Annotated in this window: 16 protein-coding genes and 1 pseudogene; 5 read left to right on the plus strand and 12 right to left on the minus strand. The window is 47.3% G+C overall.

What is annotated here, in order from left to right; genetic code table 11:
• Nucleotides 1–44: 44 nt before the first annotated feature.
• The 4 genes from H6F52_RS07885 to htpG all read right to left on the minus strand — a co-directional run bounded on the left by H6F52_RS07885 (nucleotide 45) and on the right by htpG (nucleotide 8,633).
• Nucleotides 45–686, minus strand: coding sequence for a type II secretion system GspH family protein (locus tag H6F52_RS07885; RefSeq protein WP_190530319.1), 642 nt, complete (start codon nucleotides 684–686; stop codon nucleotides 45–47).
• A gap of 71 nt (nucleotides 687–757) precedes the next feature.
• Nucleotides 758–5,680, minus strand: coding sequence for a hormogonium polysaccharide biosynthesis protein HpsA (gene hpsA / locus H6F52_RS07890; protein WP_190533466.1), 4,923 nt, complete (start codon nucleotides 5,678–5,680; stop codon nucleotides 758–760).
• Between the two features lie 609 nt (nucleotides 5,681–6,289).
• Nucleotides 6,290–6,526, minus strand: coding sequence for a 50S ribosomal protein L28 (rpmB, locus tag H6F52_RS07895; RefSeq protein ID WP_190410643.1), 237 nt, complete (start codon nucleotides 6,524–6,526; stop codon nucleotides 6,290–6,292).
• A 94-nt stretch (nucleotides 6,527–6,620) separates the two neighbouring features.
• Nucleotides 6,621–8,633 carry a molecular chaperone HtpG gene (htpG, locus tag H6F52_RS07900; protein WP_190533469.1) on the minus strand — a complete coding sequence of 671 codons (2,013 nt, stop codon included), beginning with the start codon at nucleotides 8,631–8,633 and terminating at the stop codon, nucleotides 6,621–6,623.
• A 196-nt stretch (nucleotides 8,634–8,829) separates the two neighbouring features.
• Between htpG and H6F52_RS07905 the strand changes: the two are divergent.
• Nucleotides 8,830–9,437: pseudogene (locus tag H6F52_RS07905) on the plus strand (IS1 family transposase); the annotation flags it as partial.
• A gap of 172 nt (nucleotides 9,438–9,609) precedes the next feature.
• Here the strand turns inward: H6F52_RS07905 and H6F52_RS07910 are convergent.
• From H6F52_RS07910 to rpsF, 5 genes are all read right to left on the minus strand, one after another.
• Nucleotides 9,610–10,779, minus strand: a complete 1,170-nt coding sequence (locus H6F52_RS07910) for a glycosyltransferase family 4 protein (RefSeq protein WP_190533472.1) — start codon at nucleotides 10,777–10,779, stop codon at nucleotides 9,610–9,612.
• Nucleotides 10,780–10,794: 15 nt separating this feature from the next.
• Nucleotides 10,795–11,973, minus strand: coding sequence for a glycosyltransferase family 4 protein (locus tag H6F52_RS07915; protein WP_190533475.1), 1,179 nt, complete (start codon nucleotides 11,971–11,973; stop codon nucleotides 10,795–10,797).
• Complete coding sequence (hpsE, locus tag H6F52_RS07920; RefSeq protein WP_190533478.1) at nucleotides 11,970–12,980, minus strand: hormogonium polysaccharide biosynthesis glycosyltransferase HpsE; 1,011 nt, start codon at nucleotides 12,978–12,980, stop codon at nucleotides 11,970–11,972. Before hpsE ends, H6F52_RS07915 begins: the two co-directional genes overlap by 4 nt.
• A gap of 97 nt (nucleotides 12,981–13,077) precedes the next feature.
• Nucleotides 13,078–15,741 carry an ATP-dependent chaperone ClpB gene (gene clpB / locus H6F52_RS07925; protein WP_190530305.1) on the minus strand — a complete coding sequence of 888 codons (2,664 nt, stop codon included), beginning with the start codon at nucleotides 15,739–15,741 and terminating at the stop codon, nucleotides 13,078–13,080.
• A gap of 187 nt (nucleotides 15,742–15,928) precedes the next feature.
• Complete coding sequence (gene rpsF / locus H6F52_RS07930) at nucleotides 15,929–16,261, minus strand: 30S ribosomal protein S6 (RefSeq protein ID WP_190410636.1); 333 nt, start codon at nucleotides 16,259–16,261, stop codon at nucleotides 15,929–15,931.
• A gap of 237 nt (nucleotides 16,262–16,498) precedes the next feature.
• Between rpsF and H6F52_RS07935 the strand changes: the two genes are divergently transcribed.
• Complete coding sequence (locus H6F52_RS07935) at nucleotides 16,499–17,290, plus strand: fumarylacetoacetate hydrolase family protein (protein WP_190533481.1); 792 nt, start codon at nucleotides 16,499–16,501, stop codon at nucleotides 17,288–17,290.
• A 25-nt stretch (nucleotides 17,291–17,315) separates the two neighbouring features.
• Here the strand turns inward: H6F52_RS07935 and H6F52_RS07940 are convergent, their stop codons facing one another.
• The 3 genes from H6F52_RS07940 to H6F52_RS07950 all read right to left on the minus strand — a co-directional run bounded on the left by H6F52_RS07940 (nucleotide 17,316) and on the right by H6F52_RS07950 (nucleotide 18,550).
• Entirely contained in the window at nucleotides 17,316–17,789 is a 474-nt protein-coding gene (locus H6F52_RS07940) for a Tic20 family protein (protein WP_190410634.1), read from the minus strand.
• Nucleotides 17,790–18,026: 237 nt separating this feature from the next.
• Nucleotides 18,027–18,224: a hypothetical protein gene (locus H6F52_RS07945; RefSeq protein ID WP_190410633.1), complete on the minus strand. Its 198-nt coding sequence runs from the start codon at nucleotides 18,222–18,224 to the stop codon at nucleotides 18,027–18,029.
• Between the two features lie 83 nt (nucleotides 18,225–18,307).
• On the minus strand, nucleotides 18,308–18,550 hold the full coding sequence (locus H6F52_RS07950) for a hypothetical protein (RefSeq protein WP_190410632.1): 243 nt from the start codon (nucleotides 18,548–18,550) through the stop codon (nucleotides 18,308–18,310).
• 282 nt (nucleotides 18,551–18,832) lie between these two features.
• Between H6F52_RS07950 and glyA the strand changes: the two genes are divergently transcribed.
• The 3 genes from glyA (at nucleotide 18,833) to H6F52_RS07965 (ending at nucleotide 22,681) form a co-directional block, all read left to right on the plus strand.
• Nucleotides 18,833–20,116, plus strand: a complete 1,284-nt coding sequence (glyA, locus tag H6F52_RS07955) for a serine hydroxymethyltransferase (RefSeq protein ID WP_190533484.1) — start codon at nucleotides 18,833–18,835, stop codon at nucleotides 20,114–20,116.
• 198 nt (nucleotides 20,117–20,314) lie between these two features.
• Nucleotides 20,315–21,373: an MraY family glycosyltransferase gene (locus H6F52_RS07960; RefSeq protein ID WP_190410630.1), complete on the plus strand. Its 1,059-nt coding sequence runs from the start codon at nucleotides 20,315–20,317 to the stop codon at nucleotides 21,371–21,373.
• A gap of 36 nt (nucleotides 21,374–21,409) precedes the next feature.
• Nucleotides 21,410–22,681 (plus strand): competence/damage-inducible protein A, encoded by a 1,272-nt coding sequence (locus H6F52_RS07965; RefSeq protein WP_190533487.1) that lies wholly within the window; start codon nucleotides 21,410–21,412, stop codon nucleotides 22,679–22,681.
• The last annotated feature ends 167 nt before the right edge of the window (nucleotides 22,682–22,848 follow it).

The raw sequence follows: 22,848 nt of genomic DNA on the forward strand, positions 1-22,848 counted from the left end.
TTTTCCCTTTATTCACAAGTATTTAGCAACCTAAGCTAACAGTGCTAGGAGCAACTAGAACTAGGATTACTAGGGTTGTTAACTTTAATGCGATCGCACAAAGTTTTCAGTGAGGTGTCACTGCCAGCAATCTCTGTAGTCGTTTCAAACTGGGGAGCTTTGCGATCGCCTAGCCCCCCAGTAAAAGTTTGAGCTTTACCCTGAGTTGCCGGATCTGACGATCCCATTGTCTTGAGTGTGCCTGCCTCGGAAAAGGCGTCTGCTCTGTAAACTCGAATCCCTAACCTGTAACCATTCTCAGGCTTAGCTGCCACTCCATCTCGGAAAGCTTGAATCAATAGGTCTTGGTTGCTACTACAGCCACCCCCATCGAGATCGACGCAATACAAACCAGTCGGACTCGTGGGAGGAGCAAACTGACCAAAAGCGCTAGATGTGTGAACGGGGAAACCTGTAGTGGTGCTGTTGATCGCCCCAGACCGGATACCATCAATGTAGGCCCGTGCCGCCTCCGTTCCCCGTTCTACCCGCTTTGCTTGCACCCGCGTTGCTACTGAGAGAACAATAACGGGTGCTAACCCCACCATTAAAATAGTCACCACGATAATTGCCAGCAAGGACTCAATGATTGTGAAACCGCCCTGACTAGACTGGGATATCGGTTGCTGTTGTTTGGGTTTTATCATGGCTGGATCTGACCTGAACTATTTGGGTTTTGCTGGATTCGGTAGAATGTCTTGCTTACGGCTTGCCGAAATCAACCGCCTGTCTTGGTTGTGCAGAAATTACCGGGCGGGCGTTGGTCAATGTCGATAGCGAAGTTATTAGGATTTACCAATTCTTTAGCACACAGTAACGTTTTCATCCACTCGTCATCCCTGCCCACTTCCCGATAGAATTCGTTTGGCGATCCAGGCGACTCTCTGGTGAACTGCTGGGAGAACCTGTCTGGCAACTGAGATAGCAACGCTACATCAAAACCCCAGTACCGGAAAGGTTCTACATAGAAGGCTGTGCCACCTCCACTGCTACCAATGGTATTGATTTCACTGCTGTACAACTTTGTGTAGCCAAAAGGACTAGAAGGCAGCGTTGAACTTTGAACACCTTGGAACGGGGCTGTTGCCTGGGCACTGTGCTTAAACTGGATGAATGAACCGCTGATTCGCGCAGGAACCTGATACCAGTTCTCCATGAATCGCACAAAGTTTTGCAAACCTCCATTGGATTCACTCTTTAAACCGTTGATTGGGCTATCTCCTCCCGCAACCACCAGATTGAAAGTCGTATCGGTACTAGGTCTGTGCAGCCAGAGCGTATTATTTTTAATGTATGCAGGACTAGCAGTATCAGGATTTGCACCCGCTGTTTGATTCGGGAGATGAAATTGCAACACAGGCACTAAGAGGGGATGTTCCAGAGGGGACGTTCCAACTAACACCGGATCGTTGGCAGCGAATGGTACAGTGTTTTGGGTTCTGTAAAACAGCGGCTTAGTGTCACTGTAACTCCAATCACCAGGGGTCGCGCTACTGGGAGCTGTAGCGTTAGAGGTTGTTCGAAACAACAGAGCATTGGGTTGCGTCCGAGGACGGGTGCTGCTGAAAGTACTGTACGGATAAGCTTTAACTTTTCCAGTGGCACCATCGATTCCTAAGGGCACTGGTTGACCAGCATTTAGTACCAGAAAATTGCTAGGATTCCGTTGGAAAGCGACCCGGCGGGGATAGCGTCGCTCCGCTGTCTTTTCTTCTGGCGATATCGTACCATCGCTGTTAGCATCGTAACCTGGAGCAGGTATAGCGGTAGTGCCCGACAAAAGTTGGCCCGCATCCTTACCGATCAAGCCTGCGTCTTTGGCACTCAAGTTAGGATTTCCTGGTATACCTATCACCCAGTCCGCTGGTCCACATTCGGAAACAGGCAGTTTCCGGCAGATTTCCATAACATACTCTGAGAACTGCCCTCGCCGTTGAATGGGCGTGACGAAGTTGTTGAAGTAAGAACTGGGGACATAATTAGTGGAAGGAGTGTTGCTGATGTAGTCAGCATCTGTAGGCGTTTTGATATCGACACTGATGCCACTGCTGAGACCGTTAGTGACAAAGTTGTTGTTCCAGAAGCCCTGCTCTTTCCGCTTAGTTATCGAAGCTAGGTCTCCTTGGTTGTTTCTCAGGTCATAGTCTCCCTCATTACGGAAACCAAATCTGAAACTGTCAGAAAGGAGAGTGACGGAATCTGCAAGCACTGTTGCAGGTCGCCAGAAGTCACCACCTGTGCAGCTAAGCCCTGGCTGTCCATTGCGGCAGGCAAAGTTGTATTCAGGAGTTGCACGATTATAGAAAACGTCCTTGATATAGGTAGGATTCGTTGCCAGTTGTTCCTGAAACTCTTCCAGACGTGTTCCCCCGGATGTTTGGTGCAGGTTAAAGCCTTTAACATCAGCTTTGACATAAGCTGGCAAGTTAGTGGCTAAAATCAGACCCTTTTCTGCCCCTGCAGGCGTGACCAAAGTGTAGGCATTAGTGGGAGTCGCGGCTCCACGAGCTAGGATGCTGCCGTTGACTAACATAATCCCGCTAGGTCGTCGGGTAGGGTCAAGCTTAAAGTCAACCGGGCTTTTGCTCTTCCGCGCTGACATTTTTTGGGCTTCGGTACCCGTTGTAGGTAGAGGTTCGCTCATATCTAGCAGAGCGTCTTCACGAGTGGCATAGATAATGCCGCTGTCTGGCAGTAGATACTCCGTCGAGGGAGTATTTGTTGCCGCGGTACCGATTGTAGTTTGTCGCAGCTTATTTAAATCCAATGCCGTGACGCGAATCTCTAGGGGCTGACGCTCTTCAATGCCGAGGTCATAATTCCCGGTCAGCGTAGATACATTGGTGGGATTGATGGCTCTAAAGGTTGCTAAACCGCCAGCAGCATCGTCAGCCGGATTATTATCTCGATCAATTGCTTTAATCTCTCTGGCGTCCAAAAAAGTTGTTTCGTAGATGCTGCCATCGGGGATGACGGTGGCATTACGAGTCAGAGTTCCGTCAGCAATTTTTAAAGCACAAATGGTGGAATCAATAGTAGATTGCTGTGCGAGGGTGAGAGCTGCTGCACCATTAGCAGCTAGGCTTGTCAGCGCATTGCGGAGTGGCTCATTCACAAACCGCCCGTTGGGGAAGATCAGGTTGGCTTGATAGTAGAGCCGATCCAAGATAGAAACGCCAATATTTGCTGGATTCTCAGCTCCCGCTCCTTGCAATGCTGGTGCTGTATAGGGAAATAAACCAGTAGTACCGTTTGGCGGTGCTGAAGTAGTAGGCAATGCAGCTGCGACTGGTGCTGCATCGTAGCTGATGCCGTTGTTAGATCTGCCTCTGATAGTGCCAGTAACGCCTGGTGGTCCAGCAAAAGGTGTTGCCAAAGTAGATTGGTTCCTAGCTGTTACGCTAGTGCTGGGGTCGTAGTAGCTGCTGACACAGGCAATTGGCGTTTGACGCTGTGTAAGGGTGTTAGCAGAGCTGCCTTTATAGTGATAAACTGCCGTAGCCCGCATCACTAAATCCCCTCTTCTATCACCGCTAGGGATAGGAAGGGCAGGAATACCCTCTCGTTGTGTGTCTTCCCACATTGGCATGGAGTCTGGCCAGACAGGTGTAAACAGTGACTCGTTTACAGTAGCCGTTGAGGGTACATCGGGAACAGTTGGTGGCGTTGGTAGGAAGGACGCGCTAGCATTGGCAGGTATTATTCCGATATTTGGGCCGACGTGATAACCTGTGTAAACTCCAGCACCCGTGACGACTCGGAGACCCCCTACTGCCTCAAGTGGTTGGTTAGGGGCTAGAGCAGCTTGTTGTTCCCAGAAGCCATCCCGATCTGTATTCCCTAAATCTGATAAAGGAAATACTTGGGTGGTGCGGTAGCGTGCTTTCTTACTGGGGTCAGGGGAATAATTCCAGTCTGCATTAGGTTTAACTGGTTGCTGTCCTTTCTCCCCCTGAAACTTGTTTGTTGTGCTGTCCCACCACTTAGCAGGTAGACCATTACCAACGAGGATGCGATCTCCTAAATATTTTTCCCCAACTTTACCTTTTGCCTGTTCTGTCGGTTCTGTTGCCGGTGGCTGATTTGTCACCAGTGTCAGACTGTTATTACTCGCTCCACTTGTTGGATTGGCTGGATGTACCCATTCATCTGGTGGTCGCAGCGTGTCCCCTGTTCCAAGATAACTTTTAGCGGCATCACCCGTAGTATCTTCTGCATAAGGAACGCGACGCATACGCTCTGTGAAGTAATTCTCTAGAGCACTTATGCGAACCTCTTGTTGTTTTTCTGCCGAGGCACCCGTTGGAATTTGCTTTTTAACATCACCTGGATCGCTGCTCGTTGCTGGATCGTAATTCGGATTTGCAGATGTCCATTTTTGAACCAAAACATTTATTCGATTAGCATACGCTTGGCTGTTATAAGCTGCTTGATTGGGCGTGTTACTGACCGTATTAGTCGTCGTTGTTAAGTCTTGACGATCGGCACTGTTTTTCTGGTACCGATCCACCTTTACTGCGCTAACACTAGCGCCATTTGTACTCCCAACCAGCAAATTACCGCCAACGGTTATTTTGCCGTTTTCTTCTTGGTAGAAACAAGATTTGAGGCTACTGACCTGGTAGTACTCAACATCTCCACTACCCGCTTTGCCAGTTATCAAGTTGCTGTTGGTCTGGATGCGCCCATTTATTTTAAGCCCAGAACCTGGAGTAATCTCTAAGTCATCTTCATACACAACAGCATTGTTATTCAGGGGAATCTGCGCCCGGTCTTGCTGGTACTCTATAGCAGAAAATCCTTTGTTGCTACCTGGCGGAAAAATCTGAGGGTTAGTCGGCTTATTAGTGTTAGTGGTAAATGGAACAGTTGCCGCAAAGACATAGAAGCTTTTCTTCAAAAGAGACCCAGTTTTATACCAACCCGTGCCTCCCACCAAACCAGCGAAGCTACCTTGTGCTGCTGCACAAGCCGGATTGGCGGCACTGTCATCCATCGGCGCAGTTCGCGCCTCGATAGGAGTTCTTTTGGGTCTTACACTCGGATTGGGAGTCCTGAAGTAAATGCCGTAGAGGGTATAGCTATCAAATCGCCCATCGTTATCGGTATCAACCGGAAATCTCCAAGCATTGGTTGTACTTTCGTTACTATCTAATGGGAGGTTGATTGCCTTTTCAATAGTGTTGTTGCCATTAATGTCATATTGAACAAGCAGCTGCGTCTCATCGCCCAAAGTATACTTATTAAGGTTCCCAAAAATTACCTGATTTAAGGCAAAATCTGTTGGCGTTGACCGTGGCAGTGTCGGATCTTCAAGTAAAGCCGCTATCTTTGCCTTGGCTCGATCAAGCGCTGGGGTAGCCGCTGCCAGCACTGCCTGATTCACCCTCACGTTACTGGCATTTTTGGAACGATCGAACGACCGGAACACCATCGCTGTCGTCAGCAAGATGACAACTAGGATTACCATTGTCACCGTTGGCAAGATAAATCCAGACTTGGCAGGCTTTGAGCCTCGACCGATAACCATTAAGCTCCGCAAAAGCCAGTTCATGAGCGTTTTGGTAATAGCTCTTCCTAGCTGCATCATTTGCCGGAAAAGATTCTGGATAGCTTTAACTAACTTGTTGCGGGATGACATGGCTGCTTTCCTGTCAAAGGTGAGAGATGGGTGGAATGAAGAGTTTAAAACTTAAAAAATTAAGAACTGGCGTCGAAAGGGATCACAAAAGGCTAATCGCCTAAAATTTCGCTTTTTATGAGGTGAGGGGAAGCTTCATCAAAAATTTATAGTTCGACATTTCTCCTCTGTCTTAACAACCCAATTTCTGGCGGGCAACCGGGAAACTACGCACTCAGATGTTTAACGGCTGTTTAATGGCTTGTTAAATTTTTCAGTACCTTTCCGGAGTAGAAATGTCGGTTCAGTATTCTGGCATAAAGGCTAGATGTGCGCTTCCCCCAAGGGATAGATTTAAGAGTCTCTATAAACCATCTTTGCAAACATAGCGTTTAGCTTCAACACAACTTAACAAAAAATCGGGGTAGATTTACTGTAGTTAAGATACCCAGATGTTGTGCAAAACCTATCACCTCTAGTAAAAAAATAAAGAAACTGCCCAACACGCACCATGAAGTGGGGTATCAGGCAGCACATAAATAACAAAGTGTAGAGACATCGCAGGCAACGTGCTCTACTAGAAGCCATAAGCACTCAGGGATTCTCTAGAGGCTGTACTAATAGTGTGTACTAATAGTGATTCAGGTTAATTCCCGCTTCTTTAGCCATCGTTTGCAGACCCTTTAGCTCTAGAGTCTTGATTGCCTTCGTAGAAAGCCTTAGCTTCACCCAGCGATTCCCTTGAGGCCACCAAACTCGCTTCCATTGCAGATTTGCTTCCTGTAGCTTTTTGGTACGCCGGTGAGAGTGAGAAACTGCATAGGCATTATTCGCCTTTTTGCCGGTCAGCTGACATTTGCGCGACATAGTCTAGTCTCCAGATTTTCGGTCGTTATTTAGATATAGCTTTTAGATTGTACCCAAGCTATTGCTTAGGTGGGCAGTGCCCACCCATACTCGCCTAGCGTGCTGTCAGACGAGTTAGCACTTGATTCGAGCGTTCCACAAAGGATTTCATCCCTTCAGCGTCAAATCCTTTCTGAGCCATTAATGCCAAATCATAGATATGCTGGCACATCAGATTAGCTAAATCGCCGGTGGGTGATTGACCCTCACCTTGGATAATACTGCCTTGGCTTAACTGAACTAGATTTTGAATCAGCGGGTGCGCGGTATTTACCACTAAGGTGTGTTCTTCAGGAAATTCAACGTTTTGCTGCTGCATCAATGCGTTCATCTCCCGCAGACGCCGCAGAACTTCTGGCAAGAGTACCATTGCTGGTGGGGTTCCCTGAGGATCATCTGACTTGAGCGCCTCGGTGCGGATGTTCAGTTTGGGCTTGTTGAGGGCTTTCTGAAATAACTCTTTGATCTGTTCTGAGCGAGTTTTGTTAGTTTTGGGGTCAACAATTTCTCCTGCTTTATCCTGGTCAAGCAGGGTTTGGTCGAGGTCAGAGTCTACGCGGGAGAACTTAACATTCGGATGTTCATGCTCTAGGAAGCTGATGAAGTGAGAGTCTATGAAGGAGTCCATAAACAGGACTTCTAGACCTTGGTTTTTGTGTAGTCCTACGTAGGTCGCCTGGGAGACTTCATCGGTGCAGTAAAAAACTCGATTTTCGTGGCGGTCTTTATTCCGTTCCAGGTACTCTTTAAGGGTGGTGTAGTTAGTGGTGAGGGCTTCGGACTGAGGGCTGAGAGGTGAAGAAGCCGAGGTTTGACTTGGGGTCACTTCTTGCCAGACATCGCCCTCTTGAGATTGCACTTCAACAGATGGGATATCGGGTTGGGGAGTTTCTGGAGTTGCTGGTGTAAGGTTGGCAGTGGTGCGATAAATCAGGATGTCTTCAACTTGTTTTTTGAATTTGTCGTCGTTGAGGGAGCCGAATTTGACGAAAGTGCCTACGTCTTGCCAGCAGCGGATATATTCGCCGCGATTTTCGCGGTAAAGTTCTTTCAAGCGATCGCCTACTTTCTTAGCAATGTAATCGGCAATTCTCCGCACTGTCCGGTCGTTGGTCAAGGAACTGCGCGAGACATTCAGGGGGATGTCAGTGCTATCAATGACGCCTCGCAGCGGCAGCAGGAACTTGGGGATGACTTCTTCGCAGTGGTCGCTGACAAATACTTGATTACAGAACAGCTTAATTTGCCCTTTGGTGGTGTCCACATCCGGCTTGAGCTTCGGGAAGTAAAGAATCCCATTCAGGATGAAGGGATAGTCAGTGTTAAGATGCACCCACAGCAGCGGCTCTTCTTGGAAAGGGTAGAGGTAGCGGTAGAATTCTAGATAATCTTCTTTGGTCAGGTTTTGGGGCGATTCCTTCCAAGGTGCCTTTTGCCGGTTAATTGTCTCCCCGTCCAGTTGGATAGCTACTGGCATGAAGTCGCAGTAAGTTTTTACCAACTGCCGAATCCGCATTGCTTCCAGGTATTCCACTTCCTCATCCTGAAGCGTGAGGGTGATGGTGGTGCCGCGTTCAGTTTTTGGTGAGTCTTCTAACTGAAAGACGGGTGAACCATCGCAAGACCAATGAACTGCTTGCGCTCCTTGCTGGTAAGAGAGGGTATCAATCTCGACTTTTTGGGCCACCATGAAGGAGGAGTAGAAGCCAAGACCGAAGTGACCAATAATCTGTTGATCTGCGTTGGCTTTGTACTTTTGGATAAATTCTTCGGCGCTAGAGAAGGCAACTTGGTTGATGTATTTCTTGACCTCCTCTGCCGTCATGCCGATACCGTTATCCGAGATGGAGAGGGTTTTTTTGTCTTTGTCAATTGCGATTTTGATTTCTGGTGCGCCCAGTTCGCCGGTGAATTCGCCTGCGAAGGAAACCATCTTGAGTTTCTGGATGGCATCCACAGCGTTTGAAACTAGTTCCCGCAAGAATATCTCGTGGTCTGTGTAGAGAGATTTCTTGATAATCGGGAAAATATTCTCGGTATGAATCGTGATTGTGCCTTGTTCCAGCATAGTTAGGGATCTCTAATTCGCTTGCTTCGAGTATCTTAAGTATTGATTGTGAGCGATCGCTGTTCGTTCTGAGTAGAGGGCAGACTACTTAAACCTATGGAATTCCCACCCATCGAGATGCGGATTTCCCTACTTTCCAGTTTATTAAGGGAAATTGGGCGTTGCATAATGGAGGGATGAATTAGGGTGGGTTTTGATGCAATGCCCAGACTGTCAATCTACTCACATCCGTAAGAACGGCAAGAGAAGGGGTAAGCTTTCATTACATCTGTGCCAGTTGTCGCCGTCAGTTCGTTGATAGCTACACCGTGGCTCAAGGATACAGTGACGACATCAAGCAGCAATGCTTACGGATGTATGTCAATGGTATGGGCTTTCGAGCTATTGAACGAGTGACAGGCGTTCACCATACAACTGTAATTCACTGGGTCAAACAGGTTGGAGAACACCTGCCTGATGCCTATGAGCCAGAAGTGGTTCCACAAGTCGGTGAACTCGATGAACTCGAAACATTTGTTGGGGCAAAAAAAACAAAATTTGGCTGTGGACAGCAGTAGACCACTTTAGAGCAGGCATTTTAGGTTGGGTATTAGGCGATGTAGTGCAAAGACGTTTGAACCTTTGTGGGCAATCGTTGGAGCATGGCAATGTTATTTCTATGTCACTGATGGTTGGAGTGTTTATCCGGGATTTATTCCATCGGGAGATCAGATTGTGAGCAAAACCTACATGACACGAGTCGAAGGTGAGAATACACGTTTGAGGCACTATCTAGCACGATTACATCGCAAAACATTGTGCTATTGGGGCTTAGACATTTTCTGGCTCCTGAAGGGGCTGAAAAGCTTTCAGGACAAGGGAAAGAGGTCAACAACATAAAAACGCCTGAAACCCTAGTGAATACTAGATTTATGCCCATTTGAGCTGAAAGCATTTCTCTATCTCGATTTGAAGCCATTTTTGCCTCAGTTTTTGTCTAAGTCCCGAACTTAATTAATAGTTTTTTTACGGCTTGAGCAGAAATATTCCAATTAAGTCTATCTTGATACTCGTTGAATGATGAGACAGCTAAGCGTTCATAGTCAATATAATTTTCTAGTTTGGATACAATATAGTTACAATAATCAGCAATATTAGCATCTACTTCAAAACTTTTCCCGTTGAAATCATTTTTAATGATAGTTGGTATACCACCAGTATTTGTGGTTAAACAAGGTACCCCAAACGAATTTGCTTCAATTAAAACGTGGGGAGAGCAGTCTGCTAAAGTAGGCAAAATTAGAAAGTGGGATTCAGCCATTAGTCTATTGAATTCATTTAAACCCTCACTCGTTGATTTATCAATAAATCCTTTAATGCTAACAAAACTGAGTTCAGACTCATTAATCTTCGGCTGGCATCCAACTACTTGAAGTTGAGTTTTTAGACCCATTCGATTTAGTTCTTTAGCAACTTCTAAAGCAACATTTCCTCCTTTTCTAAGCCACTCCACACCAATAAATAATAATTTGCAACGAGTTGTACTTCTTGCTTTTATAGCATTGTCGATATCATCAATTGTTCTATTACATGTTACATTAGCTCCCCAAGGAACTACTTTTACTTTAGAAGGATTTATTCCATAGATATCAATGGCTGTTTGAGCAGCCCATTCTGACGCGAGAATTACTAACTCGCATTTATTCAATGCAGATTGTTCCATTAAATATATATTTTCTTTGGTTTCCTTACACAAGTTGCTCAAATAAGGATAAAAATTAATCAAACCTGCCAGTGTTGAATCTGTCCACAGAACGACTGGTTGCTTACATTCCAGATAAGCAATCGGCACTGCATTTTCCGGACAAAGCACTATGTCTGAGTTAAATTTAGATAGTTTTTCAGATATCTGATATGCATAATCCTTAAGCACTAATGGCTCTGCCCAGCGGTAGTAATCTTTTTTAAAAAAGTTTCGATATAAGCTCCACTTAGCTTTAGTAATTATCGATTTTTTCTTATTTAAAGGTCCAAAGTATTCCAGGTCAATAGATTGATTTTTTAAAGCTTTTGCTATGCTGGCTCCAGCACCACACAGTCCTAATTGAGACTTAGTCCAGGTCAAGCTATTAAAGACATCATAAGTTGTAGCATAAGCGAGCTTCATAATGAGTAATTATACTTAATTAACTAAGTCCATAAACAGCTTTTGTGCTGACTGGGCGGTTGCTGACCAATTTAAACGAGTTTGATACTCATCAAATGAAGATAAAGCTAACTTTTTATAAGCTCCATAATTTCTAAACAAAGTATAAATATAGGTGCAATATTCTTGAATATTGCCGGTTATTGAAAAAAGTTTTCCATTTACATCATCTTTGATTACTGTTGGTATGCCGCCTACATTGGTAGATATACAAGGCACTCCATAGGAGTTTGCCTCGCAGAAGACGTTACCATAAGCTTCTGCTTGTGAAGGCACAATTAATAGATGAGATTCAGCTATCAACTTACTAATTTTATTTAATCCCGCCGCTGTTGATTTACTAATAAAGCCAAGATTAACAACAAAATCAGGAGGAGAACTATCTTTAAAAGGCTGGCATCCAACTATTGTTAATTCAACATTCAACCCGCTTTTATTCAATTTGCTAGCTACTTCTAAAGCTATGTTCCCACCTTTTCTAAACCAATCCACGCCTAAAAACAGGAGCTTGCATTTATCCAAGGGTCGAGATTCAATAATCTCCTTGATATCGTCTAAGGTTCTATCACACTCAACATTTGCTCCTGACGGAATCACTTTGACTTTAGAAGAGTCAACTTGATAAGTATTAATTACAGTCTGAGCAGCCCAGTCGGAGGAGAATATAGCTAAACTGCATTTATCTAAAGTAAGTTTATCCATAGTAGTTAATTGCTGGGTGGTTTCGCTACACAGGTTACTAAACTCACTATAAAAGTTCATCAATCCAGCGTAAGAAGCATCTGTCCAAACTACAGTGGGTTGCTTACAGTCAAGATAAGAAATTAAATTGATGTCTGGACATAAAACGATTTCGGGATTAGCTCGGAGAATTTTTTGGGCAATTTGGCATGCATAGCCTTGATTAACAACGGGTTCTGCCCAAGGAAAATATATTTGTTTAGATATATGCTTATGCCAGCGATTCTTTGCCTTAGATAATAATTTTAAAGAGGGGGAGTACATCTCCTCAAGAGGACCAATATACTCTATCGGTCCCAATTGTCTTTCCAGAGCTTTCGCTTTGTAGTAATTAGTGCCACAGTGCCCAATTAAGTTGCGAGGCCAAGTACGGTTATTAAAAATATCATAGTGAGTAGCGTATGCTATCTTCATTGACTTTGTTCAAAATTTACCTTTACGTTAATAAAACCTTTGACTGGCAATTTTTTATATATTACTAAAAAAGGGCTATAAAGTTGCCCTAATTGGGACTGAAATTCACAAGCTTGCACAATATTATTGGGTAGAGAATTTTTATTTTTTAGGTAGTAAATTAATACCTTTAAGCTATTGCGTAATGTAAAAAATGGTATCAAAAAAGGTAGGAAGGGACGCTGCCATCGATAAAACCGAGTGACTCGCGTGAGATGATTGGAAAGGCCATATCCATGAGCCAGTCTGAGTAGATAGGCTTGTTCTAATCGATATGGGGGAATATGATGCCAAATCTCCATTTTGGGATTGTGCCAAACTTCCCACTTACTATTTTGAATATAGAACATTATTTCGGCATCTTCTCCGGCAGCCATTGTTTTCTCGTCTCTGCCAGGTATTAGGAGTTTTTCTGGAGGAGGAACGGCGTCTTGCCATGCCTGCTTCCGGATGACTGAACCGGGTGCAGCAGGAATTCGGCGTGGTTTATCCGAACGCTTGTATTGAAAAGGCGTTGCACCTCGGTTATAGATAGTAAGATACCCTTTTATTTGTTCAAAGTAGGGCGGTGGTGGTTCATCGAGTTTGGCATGAATAATGCCACCATAGGCTCCTACTTGAGGGCGATCGCAACCAAAGCGATAAGCTTCGGCTATCCAGTTGTCTGCTGGTAGATTATCGTCATCCAAAAATCCAATCAAGTCGCTGCTTCTAGCTTCCTGCACGGCTCGATATCGAGCATAGGTAGCGCCTTGTTTGGCTTCAAAAACATATCTTAACTGGCTATCTTGACGCCAATTGGTTGCATAGCGAGCAACGACAGCAGCAGTATCGTCATTGCTGTTGTTGTCAACAACTAGCACTTCCCATTCAATATCCTCTGTACCAACTTGATGAAGCAGTTGATCTAGAACTTCGGGCAGACGTTCTGCACCGTTATATGTGCAAATGGCTACAGTAAAGTCCACGGATATGTTCTTGGCGTTGTCGCATCAATTTTGGATGTTGTATTGCTTTCAGACTAACAGTAGAGACGTTTAGAGGCAACGTCTCTACTGATGATTGTTAAATGATTTGAGCTTCAAGGAGGCTGAGGGACTGTTTTTTGCTGAAAGTCAGCGTATTGTCCACACAATCAACCAAGATGGTGTCGCCACTCACGAAGGTATTTTCTAGCAGCGCTGTGGCAAGGGTATTTTGCAATTCACGCTGAATGGCGCGTTTGAGAGGACGGGCACCATAGATCGGATCGTAGCCAACTTCCGCCAAGTGGTCTTGGGCAGATGCCGAGAGTTCGATGGTGATTTTTTGATCGGCAAGCAGCTTCTCAATCTGTTTGATTTGAATACTAACAATCTGGCGCAGTTCCGAGCGTTCCAGCCGGTGGAAGAGAATAATGTCGTCCACGCGGTTGAGAAATTCGGGGCGGAAATGCGATCGCAAAGCATCCGTTACTTTCTTCTGCATCAATTCGTACTGGTCCTCGTTCCCCCCCAGATCGAGAATATGCTCGCTGCCGATGTTGCTTGTCATCACAATCACCGTATTCCGGAAATCTACCGTCCTGCCTTGGGAATCGGTAATTCTTCCATCATCCAGCACTTGCAGCAAGATGTTGAACACATCGCGGTGGGCTTTTTCCACTTCATCTAGCAGCACGACCGAGTAGGGGCGACGGCGAATTGCCTCAGACAGTTGACCGCCTTCCTCGTAACCGACGTACCCTGGAGGGGCACCTACGAGGCGCGAGACGGCGTGTTTTTCCATGTACTCGGACATATCAATCCGTACCAGGGCGTCCTCGCTGTCAAACAGGAACTGAGCTAAGGCACGGGCTAGCTCGGTTTTGCCCACCCCTGTTGGCCCCATGAACAGGAAAGAACCGATCGGACGACTGGGATCTTTCATCCCCGCACGGGTGCGACGGATGGCAGCAGAAACGGCGGCAACGGCTTCTTGCTGACCGATCACCCGTTCGTGGAGATGAGATTCAAGCTGGAGTAGCTTTTGCCGTTCCGACTCTAGCAGGCGGTTGACCGGGATACCCGTCCATTTAGCGACAATTTCGGCGATATCGTCTTCGCGTACCTCTTCTCGCAGCAAAGCAGCACCACGAGATTGCAGTTCCAACAGTTGGGCTTCTTTGGCTTCCCGGTCGCGTCCTAAAACCTCCAACCGTCCATACTTCAGCTGAGCAGCTTTGTTAAGGTCGTAGGCGCGTTCTGCCTGTTCTATTTGCACCCGGAGTTTATCTTCTTCCTCCTTCACTGCGTTAATGTCTTCTAAGAGCTGTTTTTCTGATTGCCACTGGGAACTGAGTTGAACTTGTTTTTCGCTCAGGGAGGCAATCTCTTGTTCAATACGCTCTAAACGCTCTTGAGAAGAACGGAAGGCACCCACAACGGTTGTTAAACCCGTCCGTTGACCTTCTCCTTGCAGGGAGAGCTTTTCCATCTCTAGCTGCATCACCCGTCGGTCAATTGCCTCTAGTTCTACCGGCTTGGACGTAATCTCCATTTTCAGCTTGGCAGCAGCTTCATCGACCAAGTCAATTGCTTTATCTGGCAAAAACCGCTCGGTGATGTAGCGATCGCTCAAGCTGGCGGCGGCAACTAAGGCAGAATCGGTAATCTTCACGCCGTGGTGGACTTCGTAACGTTCTTTCAGCCCCCGCAGAATCGAAACCGTGTCTTCTACGCTGGGCTGATTAACATAGACTTGTTGAAACCGGCGTTCGAGTGCCGCATCTTTTTCAATGTGCTTGCGGTACTCGTCTAGGGTCGTCGCCCCAATGCAACGCAGTTCTCCCCGCGCCAGCATCGGTTTGAGCAAGTTACTCGCATCCATTGCCCCTTGAGTGGCACCCGCACCAACCACCGTGTGCATCTCATCAATAAAGAGGACAATCTGACCGACTGAATCGATGACTTCTTTTAGCACCGATCTGAGGCGGTCTTCAAATTCTCCCCGATATTTGGCTCCCGCAATCAGACTCCCCATATCCAGGGCAATTAGGCGGCGGTTCTTCAAAGATTCAGGTACATCGCCGTTGATGATGCGCTGGGCTAACCCTTCTGCGATCGCTGTCTTACCTACTCCTGGTTCCCCAATCAAAACGGGGTTGTTCTTACTCCGGCGAGATAGCACCTGCACCACGCGGCGAATTTCCTCATCTCGCCCAATTACGGGGTCTAACTTACCGGATTTGGCTGTTTCTGTCAGGTCGCGCCCGTACTTTTCCAAGGCTTCATAGCGAGCCTCTGGATTTTGATCTTTTACTTTCTGCGTACCCCGAACCTCTTTGATCGTTGCTTCTAGCTTTTGCCGATCGAAGTTGAAGCTTTTGAGCAACCGGCGTCCGATGCGGTCATCTTCGACGAAGCCGACTAATAGATGTTCTACCGAGATGAATTCGTCCTGCAAGGTAGTTCGTGAGGCTTCAGCTCGGTCTAACATGACATCTAAGCCCCTCCCCAGGTACAACTGGTCAACGACAGCGACTTTGGGCTGGCGTTGGGTGAAGGCTTCGAGTTGCGACTTTAACGCCTGGATGTCCACATTGACTCGACTCAAAATCCGATTTGTCAGCCCTTCTTCTTCTTCCAGAAGCGCGATCGTTAAATGCTCTACCTCTAGCTGCTGATTTTTGAATCGACGCGCCACATCTTGAGATTTGATGATGGCTTCCCAGGCTTTCTCAGTAAACTTGGCAGGGTCAGTAGGCTGCATTTTATAAAACGAATCTCAGTCGAATACCGTGTCTCACACGTCAGTATAACAATCTGGAGTCAATGGCTCATTGCTAGATTGCGAATAAAAAAAAATTCCCTCCCTGGTGTGAGGGAAGGAATGGAGGGTGGGACGAAAGTCCACCTTTCGACTCAACAAGGGCGGAGAGACTCCACCCCAATCGCACTTAACTGACTGCTTCTGCCTCAACAGGCTCTGGCTTCGGTTCGCGCACTTCCTGCTTGATGGTGAGGTAGCGGATGACTTCTTCCGACAGACGCATTGCCCGTTCCATCGGCGCTATCTGGCTGCCATTGCATTGGTAATTCATCTGGACATAAATGCCTTCCCGATGCTTGCCGATATCTTGAGCTAGACGCCGCCGACCCCGATGCTGGATTTCGATGTCGTGTGCCCCATTGTCGCTCAAGATACCCTGATACTTGGCGATCGCCAAGTTGACCTGTTCCTCGGTCAAATCGGGACGGAGGATGTACATAGTTTCGTAAACGATCTGCATTGCTGTTAATCTCCTTATGGACAAGACGGCTTCTTCTAGCACTGGGACTAGGAAGTTTGGGATTGGGAATGGAAGTCGCACCTTGAAAATCTCAACTCGCTAGCCTATAGCGTCTAAAGATGAAGAAGCAAGGAATTAAAATCTTACTACCAGTCCATCAATTGTACAAAGTTACCAGGGTAAATTCACCTCAACGTCCAGACCACACATCAGCATAATCAAATAGCAGTCAACATTATGGCGCAGCGCTACGTCCGAGTCCGAACCGCAAAAGGACAGACTTACTACGGTTTATTGCAACTAAGCCGAGGCGTTCAGGTGCTTGATGCGCCTCCCTGGTTACACGGGCAACCTACGGATTTGCAGTTAGAACCCGATACTTATCAAATTCTGGCTCCTTGTGCCCCGTCTAAAATTATCGCGGTGGGCAAAAATTATGCCAGCCACGCCGCTGAAATGGGGACGGATGTGCCAAAAGAACCGTTACTATTTCTCAAGCCGCCAACGTCTGTAACCGCAGCGGGGACAGAAATTCACTACCCCCCGCAGTCACAGCGAGTGGACTACGAGGGCGAATTAGCTTTAATCATTGGCGATCGCGTTTATTGCTGTACGCCAGAAGAGGCACAAACTAAAATTTGGGGTTACACCATTGCCAATGATGTTACCGCCCGCGATTTGCAAAAGCAGGATCTTCAATGGACGCGGGCAAAAGGATTTGATACTTTTTGTCCTTTGGGACCGTGGATCGTCCGTGAGTTGAGTCCGGCTGCCCGCTTGCAAACTTTTCTCAATGACGACCCCCAGCCGGTGCAGTCAGCACTCATTAATCAGATGGTGTTTGCACCCGATTTTCTAGTGTCTTACATCTCTCAGGTGATGACACTGTTGCCGGGAGACGTGGTGCTGACTGGAACGCCCCAAGGGATTGGCCCTATGCAAGTGGGCGATCGCGTTCGCATCGAAATTGAAGGCATCGGTCACATGGAAAACACGATTGTGTCACGTCCCACACCAGCCGCGCCCTAACGAAGATTCTGCCTGCGGCAAGAAACTAGGGAACTTGGCTGTAAACTGCCTCTGAAATCCCAGGAATTTCTGCGTAACGTCCTATCACAGACTGAACAACTGAATAGGCGCAGGCAGCAAGCGTTCCTAGAAAAACAACATTAAACAGCGTTTGTCCTACCAGGCCAGTTCCTAGCGCTGGAGTCAAAATCTGCAATGCCATAGTACACAAAAATAGAGCAATGTCTATTAGGAGTGCCTGCATGGTGTTGAAACGAATGAAATGGCTAATCTTTTCGTTTCTAACTACGCCTAAGAACAAGACAAAGAAAATGATTAAACTGGCAAACGGTATACTGTAAATTGCTAGCAACGGTTGTAGCGGCAATAAAATCAGTGCTAAGACAGGAAACTGTCTAAACAGGTACGCCCCAAAAGGAAGCACAGAAAGCAAAGGGAGTAAATAAGGAAGGCAAGCGAAAACCCTGTCTTTCGCTGTTGCTGAACCACGCCAAGTCATCGTGCGTTCTCCTGAAATAATATATTTATCGCCAGTTATTACTAAGTTCAGGATAACGCAGATGCGATGTCAACCAGGACACCCCTAGGTCAGACGTGCCTCATCAAAGACAAGGAGCCTATAGCGTAGGCGCACTCTTGTTTGTCAGAGAAAGTAGCGATCGCCATTAAACCCCAAATCGCAAATAGCACCTCAGCAGGCTTTAAACTTCAGCAAATAAACTTGAGCAAAACGAGATTACTCAATATTGGCAATCCGGAAGCCCATAAGACACTCGTATTGATCGGGTTGATTTTCGGTAAGCTTGTGAATCGCTTGAGCGCAGCGGAGCTGCCCCTGACGCCAGCGGGGTTGACCACTTTGATCGGCAAGTAAACAGGTCTGACAAACTTGTTTGGGGGAGAGTATCTGCTCATCCGTAAGAATGACTAACATTTAATACCTCCACGAGAGCTTTAATTCGCCCGCATCCATTCTAGGTCAGGTTTTCGGCGAAATATGGTAAATTAACATACAGCTTAATGTCCTCTCCTAAAAGTAGGAGTGAGGATGGTTACTAAAGCGACGCTTTGTGCGTGTGGGAAGAGAGGAGGGCAGAAAATAAATTTGGCACCTAACTTTGGGAGCTGAACAGTATGGGCGTCTAATCCCTCTAAAGTCTTGCAGTTTGCGATCGCATCGGTTGCCAAGTGGGTAAGGTTAACATCATGGGCAACTTTTTCTAAACCCCAATTTATCCGGGGTTGGCGATCAAATGTCAAGCAAATTTTTCCAGATCCTCTAGCCCCTTATGAATGGGCGAGAGAAATACAGCAAAATTGCATACTGCGCCAGGTTAGCTAGTTTGGATGAAAGGTTGCCAAAAATTGTTCGCTTCAAGTGTTAACAGAAAAGTTGGGTAGAGACACGACTCCAACAGCGTTAAGATTGAAGACTCCCGAAAATACTGACCTGGGCTAGTAGCGCGGACATGGCGTTGACCGAAAGCGCACCCGAATCAAAGTTTGAAAGGAAGACTGACACTATTTCTAGGGGTTCACTTTGTGAGTAAAACAAACTTAGACTTTCTAGCCGAAACCGATCCTACCGTTGCCAGCTTTGTCCACGAAGAACTCCAGCGCCAACGCGCCCACTTGGAGCTAATTGCCAGTGAAAACTTTACCTCCGCAGCAGTGCTGGCAGCACAAGGCTCGGTATTAACAAATAAGTATGCCGAAGGTTTGCCGGGGAAACGCTATTACGGCGGCTGTGACTTTATCGACAAAATTGAGCAATTGGCGATTGACCGCGCCAAACAGCTATTTGGAGCAGCCCACGCGAACGTGCAACCGCATTCGGGGGCGCAGGCGAATTTTGCTGTTTTCCTGACCCTGTTGCAGCCAGGAGACACGATTATGGGGATGGATTTGTCCCACGGGGGGCATTTAACCCACGGTTCGCCAGTAAATGTGTCGGGGAAGTGGTTTAAGGTTTGCCACTATGGAGTCAGTCAGGAAACCGAGCAGCTAGACTACGAGCAAATCCGGGATTTGGCGCTACAACACCGTCCTAAGTTAATCATTTGCGGCTATTCAGCTTATCCACGCATCATTGACTTTGAGAAATTCCGCGCGATCGCTGATGAAGTCGGAGCTTATCTATTAGCGGATATCGCCCATATTGCGGGTTTAGTTGCCACAGGTCATCACCCCAATCCTCTACCCCACTGCCACGTCGTCACCACCACCACCCACAAGACCCTGCGCGGTCCTAGAGGTGGCTTAATTATGACCAGCGACCCAGAACTCGGCAAGCAACTAGATAAAGCCGTGTTCCCCGGTACTCAAGGGGGTCCCTTAGAACACGTCATTGCCGCTAAGGCGGTGGCATTTGGGGAAGCATTGCAACCCGCGTTTAAAACTTATTCGGCGCAAGTAATTGAAAATGCTCGTGCTTTGGCAACTCAGTTGCAAAAACGCGGCTTCAAGATTGTTTCTAACGGGACTGACAATCACTTGATGCTTGTAGACTTGCGCTCTATCAGCATGACTGGCAAGCGAGCAGATCAGCTAGTGAGCGGAGTGAACATTACCGCGAATAAAAATACCGTACCCTTCGATCCAGAGTCGCCGTTTGTAACCAGCGGCTTGCGGCTGGGTTCGCCAGCAATGACGACGCGCGGGATGTCTACTGGTGAATTTACAGAAATCGGGGATATTATTGCCGAACGGCTCCTGAATCCAGAAGAGGAAGCAGTGGCGGCGGAATGTCGGCGGCGAGTGGCAGCATTATGCGATCGCTTCCCCCTGTACCCCCACCTGACAATTCCCGTACCAGCCTTGGCATAAAAATCGTAGGGGCGGCTATGCCCCTACTCCCCATTCCCCCGCTTAATTCCCCATCCCCCTCTGCCTCTTCCCGTCTGAAATGTAGTAGACTCTGCCTGACGATTGTTTTGAAGGATGAAAGATCAATAGCGATTAGCAATCAGCTAACAGCTTTTTTAATTTCTCCCTTCTGATGTCTAGTACCCTACTTAATTTCAGATGCCCCCCCAGCTGTATCACCTGGTTGCCTTTCTCGTATCTGCCTGTGTTGTCCTCTGGGCAACACCCGTTGTGAACAAAATTGGCCTCCAAAAGGGACTGGTTGATTTACCCAGTGAGCGCAAAGTCCATAAGCATCCTATCGTGCGGGTGGGAGGTGTCTCTATCTTTGCAGGCACCATTATTGCCCTACTGATTGTTTGGGGAACCGGGGGATTTGGCGCTTTGAGCGCAGAGAAATCCCTAGAAGTTTGGGGCGTTATCTTGGGTGGTCTTGGTTTTTTCCTGGTTGGCTTAGCCGATGATTTGTTTAGTTTGTCGCCTTTCTTGCGGCTGTTTCTGCAAATTATCATTGCCAGCTGGGCTTGGCACCTCGGCGTCCAAATTGACTTCCTCACCGTTCCCTTCGCTGGACTGGTCACATTGCCAGACACAATTAGCTGGCCGATTACCGTCATTTGGCTGGTCGGTCTGACTAATGCCATCAATTGGATTGATGGTCTAGACGGTCTAGCTGCTGGTGTTTCTGGCATCGCTGCCGTGGTAATGCTGATTGTGAGTTTGTTTATGAACCAACCGGCGGCAGCACTGATTGCCGCAGCGCTTGCCGGTGGCTCATTGGGATTTCTTCGATATAATTTCAACCCCGCTCAGATTTTTATGGGGGATGGGGGAGCCTATTTTATGGGCTTTACCCTTGCTGGTGTCGGCGTAATTGGCTTAGTAAAAAGCACTGCTGTCACTGCGGTATTACTGCCTTACCTGATTCTGGCTGTGCCAATTGTGGATATGTCAGCGGTGATTGTGCAACGGCTGTTGCGAGGCAATTCGCCTTTTATTGGCGATAAATTCCATCTGCATCATCGGCTGCTGCAAGCGGGTCTGCCACAACGTTTGATAGTTTTGTTTATCTACGCTTTGACGCTCTGGGTGGGAAGTTTAGCCCTGGCTCTGGCTAAAATACCAAGCGGACTTGCTTATGCGATGGGTGCAACGTTGTTGTTGGGGTATACCAGCTGGCAAGTTTGGCGAAATTCGCGTATGAGGAGTGAGGAATGAGGAAAAATACAAAATTAAAAAATAAAAAACTTTTGCATGAGTGCTGAAATTATTTGTGTTGGTACAGAACTGCTACTCGGCGATATTCTCAATAGCAACGCCCAATTTTTGGCGCAGCAACTAGCCTCTCTGGGAATCCCCCACTACTATCAAACGGTGGTGGGAGATAATCCTGGACGTCTCAAGCAGGTGTTGGAGATTGCTGCTGGGAGATCCCATCTGCTGATCTTTACTGGCGGTCTAGGTCCCACTCCCGACGACTTGACCGTGGAAGCGATCGCTGATTTTTTTGGCGTTCCCTTGGTAGAACAACCGGAAATCGTCGAAGACATTACTCGCAAATACGCTATGCGGGGGCGTCAGATGACCCCCAGCAATCGGAAACAAGCGCTCATTCCCCAGGACGCCTCAATTTTACCCAATTCAGGCGGTACAGCCCCCGGCATTATCTGGCAACCCCGCACGGGTCTGACGATTTTGACTTTCCCCGGCGTCCCTTCAGAAATGAAGCGGATGTGGCAGGAAACCGCCGTCCCCTTTCTCAAGAATCAAGGCTGGGGCAAAGAAATCATCTACAGCCGGATGTTAAAGTTCTGGGGAATTTCGGAATCGGCTCTAGCTGAAAAAGTCGCGCCGTTCCTCGACCTCCCTAACCCCACCGTTGCTCCTTACGCCCTTCACGGAGAGGTGCGGCTGCGAGTCTCGGCAAGAGCGGCGTCAGAACCGGAAGCGCTAGGACTGATTGAGCCAGTGGCGCAACAACTGCGGCAGATAGGAGGGCTGGATTATTACGGCACTGACACTGACACCCTTGCTTCTGTCGTCGGCTTTTTGTTGCAAGAAGCTGGGGAAACGCTTTCGGTGGCAGAATCCTGTACGGGTGGAGGATTGGGGCAGATGCTAACCAGTGTCGCCGGGAGTTCCAATTATTTTTTGGGCGGCGTCATTTCTTATGACAACTCGGTGAAAATTTCCCTTTTGGGCGTCAATCCAGAAGACTTAGCCCAAGTCGGTGCGGTGAGCGACGCGGTCGCCAAGCAAATGGCAGTAGGTGTAAAAACACGTCTCTCAACCACTTGGGGACTCAGTATCACAGGGATTGCTGGGCCAGGAGGTGGTACGGAAACCAAGCCGGTGGGATTAGTCTATATTGGTCTAGCGGGGCCGGATGACACGGTAGAAAGTTTTAAGCACCAGCTGGGTCAAAATCGAGAGCGAGACTCGATTCGGTACGCCAGCGCTTCAATTGCCCTTGACCAACTGCGGCGAACAATGTTGAAGAAAAAATTAACGGCGGATGTGTCTTAAGACGGATAGACGCCGCCCGGTCACACACATCCATAGTGAGATTACTCACCTGTTTCTCCATGTGCTAGGGTTAGAATAAATCTTAACCACAATAGGATTCATAAACTCTCACGTTTGCCCTGTTGTTAAGTACTCATCCTGGTTGTATTGCAGGAGTTTTCAATTCA

Source organism: Coleofasciculus sp. FACHB-542, from assembly GCF_014695825.1.
Taxonomy (GTDB): domain Bacteria; phylum Cyanobacteriota; class Cyanobacteriia; order Cyanobacteriales; family FACHB-T130; genus FACHB-T130.